The following is a 13234-nucleotide window of genomic DNA, read 5'->3' on the forward strand; positions in this document are numbered from 1 at the left end:
GTGGACGAACGCTCTGTTGTGCCCGCACCGGGCCGGGCCGCTGTGGCTCCGGCCAGCCGCTGGTGTCGCTTCCTGCTGAGCGGGGGTTCGTTGGTCGACGCGGTGATGACCCCGCCGTGGGCTTCTGGCGGGTGAAATCAGGACCACCGACGGGTGAGAACGTCCGAGTTGTCCACAGTCACCCGAATTCCTCCACAGGGCGGCGCTGTTCACTTTGCCGGCGCTGGGTGGGCCGATAGGCTGGAGCAGGGCTCGCCCCCCAGGGCGGGTGGGGGTGTACCCCGAGGGCGGGGATCGTCGGCGGGGCAAGGGTTTCCGGTGGCGCGGCTCGTTCCGGTGCTAAGGCTCGGCGGGTGGGGGCCGCGCCGGCGCGGCCCCCACCGCCACGTCATGCCGCCGTCGGCGGGCGGCTGCCCAGGACGAACTCGCCCACGCTCGACTCCGCGTAGTAGTCCAGGCCCGTGGCTTCCGCGAAGAGGTCGGAGTCGCCGCCGCCCACCCCGCACGGCGCGAGGCCCATCGCGGTCGCGACCAGGTACATCGTCGTGTACAGCGCGCCCACGTTCTTCAGCGTCGCCGCGTAGGCCATGCTCTCGTACTTCCACATCATGCGGCCGAAGCGCGCCGTGATCACGATGAGCACCTGCGGGTCGCCCGGCATGAGCGTGATCCGCCGGGCCCACGACAGCAACCGGGGCGCGGCGTCGACCCGGTCCGGGACGCGCTCCAGCCGGTGGCCGAACGGGTCGTAGTGGTAGATCCCCGACGCGAGACCGTCCACATGGGACACCACGGGGTAGAGCTCCAGCTCGTAGATCGACCCGCCGGAGGGGTACGGCCGGTAGGTCAGCTCCTGGGTGTGCCCTGGGCGGTCCCCGCGCACCCGCGCGCAGCGGTAGAGGAACTCGCCGAGCTGCTCGGCGGTGATCGGGCGCGTGTCGTCGTGCTCGCGCACCGACTGCCGGCGCTCCAGGACGTCCGTGAAGGCGGGCGTTGGGGCGGCGGCCTGGCCGCCGTCCGGCCGCGCCAGGGGCACGGCGGGCCCGGGGAAGGGCTCGCGCGCCGAGGGCAGCGCCGGGAAGCGGTCCCGCGCCCAGTGCGTGCCCCCGTACGGGAGGTCGTGTCGCCCCAGCCGCGTCCGGCTGTGGAACCACAGCTCGTGCGGCCGCCACTGGCGCAGGGCGAAGTCGCGCTCCTCCTCGTCGCCGGGGACGACGAGGGAGTGCGCCCGCAGGATCTCCAGGACCGCCGCGGTCGCCTCGGCGGACAGCGGTCCGGTCAGGGAGGCTGCGGGACGCGGGATCCGGAGGCCGGTCAGGAGCGCGACGACCGCGTCGTCGTGCACCGCCACGACCGCCTTCGCCCGGGGCGACTCCAGCAGGATCCGGTCGCCGTCGCGCCGCAGGATCGCGAACCGGGACAGCACGAGCACGTCGGACTCGGCGACGGGTGTCCGCGCCCGGACCGGCGACCCGGTCGGGGTGACGGTGACGAGGGGGCGGTCGCCGTCGACGAGCGTGCTCTCCACCCACCCGTCCCGGTGGAGGCGGGTGAGCAGGTCGGACAGGCGGGCCGGGCTGTGCTCGCCGTCGTGCGCGCGGACCGCCCGCAGCAGTTCGGGCTCCGTCCGGGGCTCGCCGAGGAGGTTGTCCAGGGCGGCGAGTTGGCCTTCGCTGAGTCCGGCGAACCGTGCGACGTGCCCGTTCTCCGTCAGCTCGACCTCGTCCTCGGCGGCTCGTCGCACCGTGACCTGGGAACGGAGGTGGATCAGCTCGCGGTGCGGCGAGGACAGGTGTGCCATCAACGGGGCTCCTCGGGTTCGGAATGATCTTCCTTGCGGAAAGTAAGAGACCGGTTACTCCCCGCTCAAGTCGGGGGGTGGTTCGTCCCTCGTCTGGCGGACAGGGGCGAGTGTTCGCCCGTCGGGCCGCGCCCACCGGATCGACCGCGAGTGCCACCAGGAGTACTACGTCCCTCGGCGGTGTGTCCTCGCGGGAAAGGGGGGCGGCGACGGCGACGCTCCCGACGCGGGTCAGCGGCGACTCCGCCGTCGGGCACGGGCGGTGCGCGGTCCGCCTGGTGGGCGAACGGGCACGTCCGGCGCCGCTGGTGGCGGTCGGCGACGCCGCGTTGCTCGGGGCCGGCGGCGTGTCACGTCAGCAAGGGTCGCAAGCCCGGTCCCCAGAACGCCACCGAGATTTCCCCAGCCATCCCGCGGCGGCGCCCGCCACGACGACGAAGTGGACTGTCTACTGGGGAGAATTCCGGGAAGAACAGCGGCCGTGCGCGCGGACGGTCAGGTCCGCGCGCACGGCCGGCTTTCGGTTTTTCGCTCGCCTCAGGAGAAACGCGCTGGCTACCGTCCTTCGTGGAGGAAGTCGACCACGAGCGCGGAGACCTCTTCGGGCCGTTCCACGCTCGGCAGGTGGCCAGCCCACGGCAGCGTGACGTGTCGCGCGTTCGGGACGCGTTCGGCCAGAACTCCGGCGATGGCCCCGAAGTAGTCCAGGTCGTGCGCGCCCGAGACGACGAGGGTGGGCGCCGTGATCGCGGCCAGATCGACGTCCGCGAAGCGGCGGTCCATCGTGCCGTCGAGGGCGAACGCGACCTCGGCGGACCGGCGTCGCATCGTCCTCAGGGCGGCGCGTGCCCGCTCGTCGGCCTCCGGCCCCAACCACGTCCCCGTGTCGAGCTCGACCAGCGCGTCGAGATCCCGGGCCGCGACCAGCTTCTCCTTCCGCTCCCGGTAGGCGGTCGCGTCCGGTGTCTCGGCGGCGCCTCTCATACCGGCGCACAGCAGGACGAGCTTGGTGACGCGGTCCGGCCACCGGGCGGCGAACTCCTGCGCGACCGACCCGCCGAACGAGGCGCCCACCACCGCTGCCGGGCCGACACCCAGCTCGTCCAGGAGATCCCGCACGTCCTCGGCGTCGCTGAACGCCGGCGCCGGCGGCGTGTCGCCGAACCCGCGGAAGTCCGGACGCACCACCCGGTGTCCGGCGGCGACCAGCGCGTCCACCTGGGGGTCCCACATCCGCCGGTCGGCCGCCGAGGAGTGCAGCAACACCACGGGCCGACCGGAACCGGTCACGTCATGGGCGAGTGTCATGGGCCGAGCCTAGGTTCAGGTCGCGACGCTCACGCCGACCGCTCGCCGGGCGGGGAGACCTCGGCCCTCGGCGTCCGGTCCCCGTCGGCGCGGCGGGCGTCCGCGCGCCGGTTCGCCCACAGGCTGGTGAGGGTGACGGTCAGCAGGATCAGCACGACGCCCGCGAGCGAGAGCAGCGTGGGAATCTCGGGAACCCACGGCCAGACGTCGTGCGCCCAGTGCAGCACGAGCTTGCCGCCGATGAGGAGGAGGATCATCGCGAGGCCGAAGTCCAGGTGCGCCAACTTGGTCAGCGCCGCCTGCAGCACGAAGTACAGCGCCCTGAGCCCGAGCAGGGCGAAGGCGTTGGTGGCGAAGACGAGGAACGGGTCCTCGGTGATCCCGTAGACGGCCGGCACCGAGTCGACGGCGAAGACGATGTCGGTGGCGAAGACCGCGACCACGGCCAGCGCCAGCGGGGTCAGCGTGCGGCGGCCGGCCACCCGCACCACCATGCGCGTGCCGTGGTACTCGCGGGTCACCGGCATCAGTCGGCGGAGCAGCCGGACCGAGCGCATCTGGGTGATGTCGACCTCGTGCTCCCGCCCGGCGACCGTGTCGCGGAGCAGACGTGCCGCCGTCACCAGCAGGACCGCCCCGAACACCAGGAAGGCCCAGGTGCCCGCCTGGAGCATGGCGGCGCCGAGCGCGATGAACACGCCCCTGAGCACCAGGGCGCCGACGATGCCGTACAGCAGCACGCGTTGGGCGAGCGCGGGTGGGACGGCGAAGGTGGACAGCAGCAGGATGAAGACGAACAGGTTGTCCACCGACAGCGACTTCTCCACCAGGTAGCCGGTGAGGAACTCGACCGACTGGCCGGAGCCGAAGGAGAACCACAGGTACGCCCCGAAGGCGAGGGGCAGCACGAGGTAGAAGGCGGACCAGGCCACGGCCTCGCGCATCGACACCTCGTGCGGGCGGTGCGTCAGCGCGAAGTCCAGCGCCAGCAGGAGAACCAGGCCGAGGATCGTGACGGCCCACAACAGGGGAGAGGCCACCGACTGTGGACCGGTCAGCGCGACGGGTTGGGCCAACGCGGGTTCGGCCATCGGGGCCAGCGGGGAGGCCAGGGGGAGGACGAAGGGCACGGGACTCCTCGAACACGTCGAAACGGTTCGAGGTCTCCTTCACCCGGCTGTCCTGCCGAGCGGCCGCCCGAGAACGCCTCCGGTGCGTTCGTACTGACCGGTACGACCCGTGGGAAGTACTCCCCTCGTTTGGTCAGGGTAGGCGATCGGTCCGGAGCAGAGCCAGGCGGTGGTCGTGTGCGGCCCCGTCGCCCCGGCACTTGCCGGCGTCCGGCCCAATCAGGTGATCACGGGGCTGGCGGACCTCGCGCGGGCTCCGTGCCCGGTCAGGCGTGGGTTTCGATTTTGTACCTACTAGTATGTACGCTGCGGTCATGACCACTGCGGACCGCCTCGTGGAGAGCACCAGGGAACTGCTCTGGGAACGGGGCTACGTGGGCACCAGCCCGAAGGCGATCCAACGCCGCGCCGGCGTCGGCCAGGGCAGCATGTACCACCACTTCGCCGGCAAGGCCGAGCTCGCGCTGGCCGCCGTGCGCGCCACCGCCGAGGACATGCGCGCGAAGGCGGACGCCCAGCTCTCGGCCCCGGGCACCGCGTACGAGCGGATCTCGGCCTACCTGCTCCGCGAGCGGGACGTGCTGCGGGGCTGCCCCATCGGTCGGCTGACGCAGGACCCCGACGTCGTGTCCGACCCGGGCCTGCGGCAGCCGCTGGACGAGACCTTCGCGTGGCTGCGGGGCCGGCTGGCCGAGGTCCTCGCCGAGGGGCGGGCCCGGGGCGAGCTGGCCGAGGACCTGGACGTCACCACGACCGCGGCCACGCTCGTCGCCGTGTTGCAGGGCGGCTACGTGCTGGCGCGGTCGGCGGAGTCCGTCGAGCCGTTCCAACACGCCGTCCGGGGCGTCCTCGGCCTGCTGGCGGCCCAGCGGCGGGACGTCTCCGACGAGGAGCGTGCCTGAGCGTGTGGACCAGCAGGGAACACCAGGACGCCGAGCCCGCGCCGCCGGGCTGGGTCACCGGAGACGTGTGGCTGCACGAGGTGGTGGTGGCCGAACCGCCGTCCCGGCTCCGCGCGCACAGCGTCCGCTTCGCGCCCGGCGCCCGCACCTGCTGGCACCGCCATCCGCACGGCCAGCTTCTCCACGTCACCGAGGGCGTCGGCCTGGTGCAGCGGGCGGGCGGCCCGGTCGAGGAGATCCACGCGGGACACACCGTGTGGATCGAGCCCGGCGAGTGGCACTGGCACGGTGCGACGCCCCACTCGTCCATGACGCACCTCGCGGTGCAGGAGGCCGGTGACGACGGCGTCGAGGCCGAGCGGGGCGCACCCGTCGGCGACGCCGAGTACCCAGCCCACGAACTCTGAGAACCCCGAACGGAGAACAGTCCCGTGCACGCGATGCAGTACGAGATCTCCCTGCCCACCGACTACGACATGGACATCATTCGTCGTCGGGTGGAGACCAAGGGCCACCTCCTCGACTCCTTCCCCGGGATGGGGCTCAAGGCGTACCTGATCCGGGAGGCGGGGGTCGCCGGGTCGACCGTCAACCAGTACGCGCCGTTCTACCTGTGGCAGTCCCTGAGCGGCATGAACCACTTCCTGTGGGGCGGCGGCGGTTTCCGCAACATCCTCGGTTCCTTCGGCCGGCCCGCCGTGCGGAACTGGACCGGCGTGGCGTTCGAACCGGGGCCGGCCCGGGCCGCCATCCCGCGTGCCGCGACCCGGCACACTGAGCCGCTGCCCGCCGAGGTGGACCCGACCGATTTCGTCGCCCAGGCGCTGGACGAGCTGCGTCAGCACGCGGGACGCGAGGGGGTGCACTCCACGGCCCTCGCCGTTGACCCGCGACACTGGGAAATGGTGCGCTTCACGCTGTGGGCCGACGTCGAGCCCGACGCCACCGGAATCCGTTACCAGGTGCTCCACCTGTCCACGCCGCACCTGGACGACGTCCGCCAGGGCCGTCAGTGGTGACCGCGCCTCTTGCTGTCCACTGAGGACGTTCTCGACTGTCGGGTCGGGTCGCGTCCAACAGTCAAATATGTCCACTGTGGACGGTCGGGTTCGCTCCAACGATGGCGGCCCCGGCCGTCCGCGTGGAGGGGGTCACGGCACCGTGACGACGCTCGGCCGGGGCGGGGCGGGAGTCGACCGCTGCCGCCGGGCGCGGTAGATGGCGTAGCCGATCACCATGAGGAGCTGGGTCATCGGGCCGGGCAGCCCGAGCCCGTGGTCCACGAACGGCAACACGAGCACGACGGCCAGCAGTCGGGGATCGGGCTGCGGCTCGGCCTCGCGGCCGACCCGTCCGCCCTGCCGGATGCGGCCGCCAGGCTTGGCGACCGACAACCACGTGGAGACCACCAACGCCGTGAGCACGAACACCGTGCCGATGATCAGATTGCCCGTCGGAGCCTCGCCGCCGTGCCTCGCCGCGGCCAGGGAGGCGTCCAGCCACGAGCCGAGGGCGCTGACGCCGAGCACGATGGACGCCACGGTGAGGACGAACTTCCAGGTCACCCACCAGAACCGGAAGTACCCCCAGCGCGTCAGCGCCGACAGCATGAACCCGGTGTAGGCGGCCGTCTCGGCCAGCGGGACCAGGACCTGGTCGTCCAGGTGGTTGGCGCTGAGCAGGAACGACGTGCGGATCTCACCGTCGCTCACGACCGCCCCGCTGATGAGCGTGAGCAGCACGAGCGACAACCCCCACCAGCCGACCGAGGTCAGCACGTGGAGCACCACCAGAACGCGCTTGAGGTGATGCGAAGCAGTTCGAGGCATGCTGCGATGGTGCGGACCGACGCGGTCGGAGGCATCAGGGCGAATCCCCGGAATCCGATGTGCATGGTTCCGGGAAACCCTTACGGGCAGCGGGAGTCGGCGGAGCGGAGACGATCTCGTCGAGGACGTCTCCGCCCCCGGCCGGCGGCGCGCTGGCACCGCCCGTGACCGGGGTTCCACTGTGGACAGGCTACGCCGCCGATCACACTGGCGGCCGGAGGTCATCCCCGCGCCCGCGGTCGCACCAGCGAGTCGAGGATCTCCCGCGCGTGGGTCCAGAGCAGCGAACCACCGGCCTCGGGCACGACGTGCCGCCGCGCGTCCGGCAGACGGCCGGCGAGGGTCGCGCCCAGGTCGGGGGAGTGCACCGGGCTGGTGTCCCGCCCGCCGTACCAGAGGTCCACAGGGACGGTGATCTCCGCCGGGTCGAACGGCCACGGCGCCATCACCAGCACCGTGTCCCTGGCGTACCCGGCCGGTCCCCTGGCGAACGCCTCGGTCAGCGCGCGGCGGAAGGCCGAGGCGAAGGCCGGCTGCCGGTAGACCGCGCCGTCGGTCCCGGAGCTCCGCTCGACCGCGATCTCCCACAGGGTCTCGACGGAGCCGAAGTCGGCGAACACCTCTTCGGCGCGGGCCGGGTCAGTCGTCGCCAGCGCCACCAGGTCCCGCACCTCGGGGGTCAGGAGTCCGGTGAACGCGGGCGACGCCAGCTCGTCGCCGGAGACGACCGCCGCCGCCACCGCGACGCCGGCCGCCGCGCAGACCAGGGCGAACGGCACGCCCGCCGACATCCCGACGACGGCGAGGTCGACCAGTCCGCGCTCGGCCGCGAGATGCCGGACATCAGCCGCCCAGTCGGACAGGGTGCGGCCCGGCGCCGGATCGGACGCGCCGAGCCCGGGGCGGTCGACCGAGACCAGCCGCACCCCCAGCTCGTCCACCACGTCCGTCCCGAACCCCAGCCAGCGGCTCGTCGCCGCGCCGGGGCACAGCAGCACCGGAACGCCCTCCGCCGGACCCCACTCAGCCCAACCGAGTCGTCGGCCGTCGGGAAGCGTGCTCTGGCCCAGTCGTGCCGGATCGGCGACACCTACGTCCATAACCCCCGATGCTGACCGACCGCCGCTGGTGATCTCCACCCTTTTTCCACCCCGGAGCCCGCCCCCACAAGGTGACCGACATCAGCGGCACCATCAACTGTGGACGGTCCACTTTGGACGACGGGTCGCCGGGCGCGGAGGCGGGCGTGCGCACCCCTGTCACCCGGATGTGGGATGTGGGGTGGCTGGCCGCGTGCGGAGGGGGTAGGGCACAGATATGCGCAACCACGCCCGAGCCCTCATCCCGGCCGCCGTCGTGCTCCTGGCCGCGCTGATCACCGGCTGCGGAGAGGGGCCAACGCCCGAACAGGCCCAGATCCCGACGGCCCCGCCGAAACCCCACCGGAACACCACCGGGAAGGACACCCGTCCAGGAGCCTCCCCGTCACCGAACGTCAGCGACGGGGTCCGGGACGCCGTCAACGCCCTGCGCACCGCGACCGGCACCGTGCCCGACAGCCGCGCGTTCGACCTGGAGCACGAGACCAGGGGCGGTGACCGGCTGTGGGAGGTGAAGGTCGTCGCCCACGACCGCGAGACCAAGCTCGACGTGTCCGAGGACGGGAGCCGCGTCCTGGCCAGGAGCGACCACGGTCGACCCGACGACGACATCCGCAAGCTCGACGCCGCCAAGATCGACGCGGCCCGCGCCGCCGAGATCGCCGGCCAGCGGGAGAACGGCCGGCTGACCGAGCTGGAGATCGACACGCTGCACGACGGCACGGTCGTCTGGGAGATCCACTTCGCCCGCCCCGACGGCGCGCGGACCGAGCTGAAGATCGACGCCAGGACCGGGGAGATCGCCAGGGAGCGGTGACCGGCCCGGCGCGCGGCGGCCGACCGCGCCCCCCTGGTTGCCCGGGCTCGGACGGGGTAGCCGAGCACCAGGGCATCCGCCGAGGAAAGGGGGAGCCATGCGAAGCCGCGCCCGGATGGCCGGCCACGCCATCCACCCGATGCTCATCGCGTTCCCGATCGGGCTGCTGGTCACGGCGGTCCTGTTCGACGTGCTCTTCTACTCCACCAGCCGGGACAGCTTCGCGACCGCCGCCGCGCACACCACCGCCGCCGGCGTGGTGGGCGGCGCGGTCGCCGGCCTGTTCGGCTGGATCGACTGGTTCGCCGTCCCCAAAGGCACCCGGGCCAAGCGCATCGGCCTCGTCCACGGCCTCAGCAACGTCGCCGTGCTCGTGCTGTTCGCGGTGAGCTGGCTGCTGCGCCTCAACCAGGCAACCTGGCAGCCACCAACCCTCGCCTTCGTCCTGGCCCTGGTCGGCCTCGCGGTGGCGACCGTCGCCGCCTGGCTGGGCGGCGAACTGGTGGAACGCCTGGGCATGAGCGTGGACGAAGGCGCCAACCTCAACGCCCCCAGCTCCCTGACCCACCCAACCCACTGACAACCCACTGACCCCACCCACTCCTCCAGCGGCCCGCCGACCACCCGACGCCGCCGGGCCAGCCCCGCTGCCCTCAGGACACGGCTCAACCCACCCTCAGTCGTCGGTCCGGCCCGACACCGGAGCGGGCGACACATCAGCCCCGCAACGACGAGGACACCCCCGCCTGCGCGGGGCCGACCAGCTGTGGCGCTCAAGTGCCCTGAGAGGGATGTCGAGCCATCCCCGCGCACGCGGGGCCGATGAACGAAGAGGCCCTCGTTCACTGGGGCCTCCTCAAGGCGTCTCGGGTTCGACGGTCTCAGGTTGCGGCCTTACCCGCGCCAGTGCATGCCTCACGAGAGCCGGGCTTCTGGTGTGGCCCTACGGTCTGGCCGGGTTCTTGTGCTGCTACGGCCCCGCAGTCTGGACAATGACCGGATGCCATGTGTCACCTCACTTGTTTGTCGTATTTTGTCACAATTTTCTCGGGCTGGGTCGCGTCGTCGCCACTGTCGGGGGCTCCATTGACGATACGGAAATCGATCTCAATGCCGTCGGTAAATGTCACCCGTTGGACGGCGCCCTCTTTGCCAAGCTCGACACGCTCGTACTTGACAACCTCCGGCCATGCGGACACGATTTGCTCGAAAAGGTCGATAAAGCGAGGATTGCGCATCAGAACGCCTCCGCCGGCGGGCTGTAGGGGGCGTGCTTCGGGATCCCTGGGCCACGAACGACGTGTGCCATGATGACCGAGTTAGCGCCGCTCGCATAGCGCACCCGGATTTGGTTGTGCACTTTGTGCTTGTCGTTCGGGTCGTCCGATGTCCCGGGTGGCACCGCGATGTCGTCTACCCCTACGATCTCCGGATGGTCGAGGGCTTCCAACTCGGACTTCAGACGCTGTCGGAACTCATTGAGCTTCAAGTTTCTAATCTCCATGGTTTCAGTTTTCTCGTCGATCTCCGGTCGAGTAGTCCGGCTATCGGCGTCAGGAGCCATCCCCGCGTGTGTTGGGGCGATGAGCCCTATGTTGGGACACTCCTTAGCCTCGGAGTCATCCCCATGTAGTTGGGGTCGGCTCGACTAGCGCTCCAAGCTTGCTCGGCGGTGGGCCCAGGCCCGCCGATCGGGCCATCCCCGCGTGCGCGGGGACGATGTCTTTCGGTCATTACTGCAGCCTATGCAACTTGAGCCATCCGCACGAGTGCGGGGCTGACGCCGGTGTGGCGTTCCTGGCGGCGAAGGAACCATCCTCGCGTGTGTTGGCTGGCCACTTACTGAGCGTCATGAGATACATCCACAGCGGAGCCATCCTCGCGCGCCTGCACCTGAACTGACGGGACCATCCCCGCGTGCGCGGGGCCGACTCGCCAGTCGGCGAACACCAGGAGGTGTCCCCCGAACCATCCCCGCGTGCGCGGGGCCGACACCGGTACCGCCCCAGCGCCCGGCACCACCGCAGAACCATCCCCGCGTGCGCGGGGCCGACTCCGAGATGGTGATGTCGCCGATGTCGTGGACCGAACCATCCCCGCGTGCGCGGGGCCGACGCTATCCGGTATCGGTGAGCGCTACGGCCTGGAGAACCATCCCCGCGTGCGCGGGGTCGACGTGCGTGGCCCATGCGAATGATCTCCTTGACATGAACCATCCCCGCGTGCGCGGGGCCGACCGCCGAATCATCCGCCGGCTGAGGCCCGTGAGCGAACCATCCCCGCGTGCGCGGGGCCGACGAGAACTCCGCACACCAGGAGCGGCACGAGCGGGAACCATCCCCGCGTGCGCGGGGCCGACACTTCTTGAGCTGGGGCTTTAGCTCGCGGTGTCCTCTGTTTTGACCATTTGCGGAAGCATAGGTGGGTTGTTGGGGTCTTCGTTGGCTTCGGCGGCGTTCTCCATCTTTCACGATCAGACCGGGACGTCAGAGGGGGAGTACCGCGCCGGCGCGTTTCACGGTGCGCATGACCGGGGCTGACTCCAGCGTGGTGACGGCTTTCAGGGTGCCGACCCGTTGCGTCAGACAGCGGTAGAGGTCGCGGGTGTCGCGGCAGACGATGGAGGCGACCAGGTTCGTGGGGCCCGTGGTGGCGGCGACGAAGGAGACCTCTGGGTGCTGGGCCAGCGTTTGCGCCACGGGGACGAGCGCGGCGGGTCGGACCGACATCCACAGGCGGGCTTCGGCGTGGTAGCCCAGCGCCGGCGGCGCGATGTCGAGTGGGAAGGAGAGGACTCCGGCTCGGCGGAGGAGGTCCAGGCGGCGGCGCACGGTGGACTCGGACCAGCCCGTCGCGGTGGCGAGGTCGGCGTGGCTTGTTCGCCCGTCCTTGGCCAGGGTGGCCAGGAGGGCGTGGTCGCTCTCGGTGAGCGTTGGTGGGTTCTCCGGTGGGGATTCGGGCGGCGTCAGTCGCTCGACCTGGGCTGGGTCCAGCGCGTGCAGGCCGGCCCAGCCGTTCGGCAGGGCGAAGCCGCGCAGGATCGCGTGGGCGGATATGCCGTGCACCCGGCTGGTGCGGGGGAGCTTGTCCAGCAGGAGCGCGTCGCGGTCGGCCGGGGTGGCGACCTGGAGGTGGCAGGAGATCTCCGTGCCGCCGGAGAGCAGGTGCACCCAGAAGGTGTCCGGCCGGCGGGCGAGGGCGGTGGCGATCGCGGTGGCGGCCTCCGGGGCGCACCGCACGCGGATCGTCCAGGAGTCCTGGCCGAGCAGGGAGCCGTCCACGGCGCCGACGACGCGGAGCACGCCGGCCGACCGGAGTCGGCGGTAGCGGCGGGCGACGGTGTTCTCGGAGACGCCGAGCACCGCCGCGACCCGGTTGAAGGGCGCTCGCCCGTCGATCGCCAGGGCGTGGGCGAGCTGCCGGTCGACAGCGTCCAGCGTGACGGTTTCCACCTCCTCATCGTCTCCCATGACGGTTTCCACAACCAGACGCCGGTCTGCTGCCGGCGGCGTGGTGGGAGCGGCCACGCTGTCGGCGACCGGAAGCGAGGCGCCACACGGGGTGTCTCGGACTCGACAAGGAGATGACGGATGACGAGCAGTGGCCCCGACGCGGCCCACTCCCTCGACTTCGACGCGCTCTACGGCGGCGGCGAGCTGGTGGCGGGGGTGGCGTTCGCCGGAGTGCCCTGGGACATCGGCGGTCCGCAGCCGGCGGTGGTGGAGCTCGAACAGGCGGGGCATGTCGCTGGCGAGGTGCTCGACGTGGGTTGTGGGTTGGGGGACAACGCGATCCACCTCGCGACGCGCGGTTACCGGGTGACCGGGGTCGACGGTTCGCCCCGGGCAGTCGAGCAGGCCGGGGTGCGGGCGGCCGAGCGCGGCGTCGACGTGGCGTTCGCGGTCGCCGACGCGACCAGCCTGGCCGGGTACGAGGACCGGTTCGACACCGTGGTGGACTCCGCGCTCTACCACTGCCTCGACGAGGACGGGCAGCGTTCCTACGTCGAGGCGCTGGGCCGGGTCACGAAACCGGGCGCGCGGCTCAACATCGTGTGCTTCTCCGACCGGACCGTGGACGGCCTGCCGTCCCCGATCCCCGTCTCGGAGGAGAACCTGCGGTCCACGCTGGGGAACGCGGGCTGGGAGGTCGCGGAGCTGCGCGAGACCACCTTGCTGGCCGTGGCGCAGTCCGCCCCCAACTTCCTCGAACAACACGGCGAGCGGGTGGTGGTCGACGACCGGGGACGCGTCAGGTTCCCCGCGTGGCTCCTGCGGGCCCGTCGGAACTGAGTGCCGCCGGCCGGCCGCGCCCTCGTCTGTCCACAGTGGATGGATGAGGGCGCGG

The 13234-nt window shown here is 71.4% G+C and carries 14 protein-coding genes and 1 CRISPR repeat array; of the genes, 6 read left to right on the forward strand and 8 right to left on the reverse strand.

Going from position 1 to position 13234, the window contains the following annotated elements; translation table 11 throughout:
• Nucleotides 1-388: 388 nt before the first annotated feature.
• From BUE43_RS16040 to BUE43_RS16050, 3 genes are all read right to left on the reverse strand, one after another.
• Nucleotides 389-1801, reverse strand: coding sequence for a SagB family peptide dehydrogenase (locus BUE43_RS16040; protein ID WP_083959735.1), 1413 nt, complete (start codon nt 1799-1801; stop codon nt 389-391).
• Nucleotides 1802-2356: 555 nt separating this feature from the next.
• Nucleotides 2357-3109, reverse strand: a complete 753-nt coding sequence (locus BUE43_RS16045) for an alpha/beta fold hydrolase (protein WP_073483976.1) — start codon at nt 3107-3109, stop codon at nt 2357-2359.
• Nucleotides 3110-3138: 29 nt separating this feature from the next.
• On the reverse strand, nt 3139-4200 hold the full coding sequence (locus BUE43_RS16050) for a TerC/Alx family metal homeostasis membrane protein (RefSeq protein WP_073484880.1): 1062 nt from the start codon (nt 4198-4200) through the stop codon (nt 3139-3141).
• Nucleotides 4201-4553: 353 nt separating this feature from the next.
• Between BUE43_RS16050 and BUE43_RS16055 the strand changes: the two genes are divergently transcribed.
• Genes BUE43_RS16055 through BUE43_RS16065 form a run of 3 tightly spaced genes read left to right on the forward strand, consistent with a single transcriptional unit; the run spans nt 4554 to nt 6160 of the window.
• Nucleotides 4554-5141, forward strand: a complete 588-nt coding sequence (locus BUE43_RS16055; RefSeq protein WP_073483978.1) for a TetR/AcrR family transcriptional regulator — start codon at nt 4554-4556, stop codon at nt 5139-5141.
• A 2-nt stretch (nt 5142-5143) separates the two neighbouring features.
• Nucleotides 5144-5548, forward strand: coding sequence for a (R)-mandelonitrile lyase (locus tag BUE43_RS16060; protein ID WP_073483980.1), 405 nt, complete (start codon nt 5144-5146; stop codon nt 5546-5548).
• Nucleotides 5549-5581: 33 nt separating this feature from the next.
• Nucleotides 5582-6160 (forward strand): DUF4865 family protein, encoded by a 579-nt coding sequence (locus BUE43_RS16065; protein WP_234995791.1) that lies wholly within the window; start codon nt 5582-5584, stop codon nt 6158-6160.
• A 132-nt stretch (nt 6161-6292) separates the two neighbouring features.
• Here BUE43_RS16065 and BUE43_RS16070 read toward each other — a convergent pair whose 3' ends face one another.
• Nucleotides 6293-6970: a hypothetical protein gene (locus BUE43_RS16070; RefSeq protein ID WP_143174200.1), complete on the reverse strand. Its 678-nt coding sequence runs from the start codon at nt 6968-6970 to the stop codon at nt 6293-6295.
• A 221-nt stretch (nt 6971-7191) separates the two neighbouring features.
• Entirely contained in the window at nt 7192-8070 is an 879-nt protein-coding gene (locus BUE43_RS16075) for an alpha/beta fold hydrolase (RefSeq protein WP_073483986.1), read from the reverse strand.
• A 217-nt stretch (nt 8071-8287) separates the two neighbouring features.
• Here BUE43_RS16075 and BUE43_RS16080 point away from each other — a divergent pair, with 217 nt between their 5' ends.
• Nucleotides 8288-8887 (forward strand): PepSY domain-containing protein, encoded by a 600-nt coding sequence (locus BUE43_RS16080; protein WP_073483988.1) that lies wholly within the window; start codon nt 8288-8290, stop codon nt 8885-8887.
• A gap of 97 nt (nt 8888-8984) precedes the next feature.
• Nucleotides 8985-9467, forward strand: coding sequence for a DUF2231 domain-containing protein (locus BUE43_RS16085; RefSeq protein WP_073483990.1), 483 nt, complete (start codon nt 8985-8987; stop codon nt 9465-9467).
• Between the two features lie 430 nt (nt 9468-9897).
• On the opposite strand, the gene BUE43_RS16090 is transcribed toward BUE43_RS16085, so the two are convergent.
• The 3 genes from BUE43_RS16090 to BUE43_RS16100 all read right to left on the reverse strand — a co-directional run bounded on the left by BUE43_RS16090 (nt 9898) and on the right by BUE43_RS16100 (nt 12357).
• Nucleotides 9898-10125, reverse strand: coding sequence for a hypothetical protein (locus BUE43_RS16090; RefSeq protein WP_073483992.1), 228 nt, complete (start codon nt 10123-10125; stop codon nt 9898-9900).
• On the reverse strand, nt 10125-10451 hold the full coding sequence (locus BUE43_RS16095) for a hypothetical protein (protein ID WP_143174201.1): 327 nt from the start codon (nt 10449-10451) through the stop codon (nt 10125-10127). Before BUE43_RS16095 ends, BUE43_RS16090 begins: the two co-directional genes overlap by 1 nt.
• Before the next feature lie 340 nt (nt 10452-10791).
• Nucleotides 10792-11246: a CRISPR direct-repeat array (repeat unit 28 nt; unit sequence GAACCATCCCCGCGTGCGCGGGGCCGAC).
• A gap of 127 nt (nt 11247-11373) precedes the next feature.
• Complete coding sequence (locus tag BUE43_RS16100) at nt 11374-12357, reverse strand: Lrp/AsnC family transcriptional regulator (protein WP_143174202.1); 984 nt, start codon at nt 12355-12357, stop codon at nt 11374-11376.
• A gap of 120 nt (nt 12358-12477) precedes the next feature.
• Here BUE43_RS16100 and BUE43_RS16105 point away from each other — a divergent pair, with 120 nt between their 5' ends.
• Nucleotides 12478-13179 (forward strand): class I SAM-dependent methyltransferase, encoded by a 702-nt coding sequence (locus BUE43_RS16105; RefSeq protein ID WP_073483996.1) that lies wholly within the window; start codon nt 12478-12480, stop codon nt 13177-13179.
• The last annotated feature ends 55 nt before the right edge of the window (nt 13180-13234 follow it).

This window comes from Streptoalloteichus hindustanus, assembly GCF_900129375.1.
GTDB classification, from domain to species: Bacteria; Actinomycetota; Actinomycetes; order Mycobacteriales; family Pseudonocardiaceae; genus Streptoalloteichus; species Streptoalloteichus hindustanus.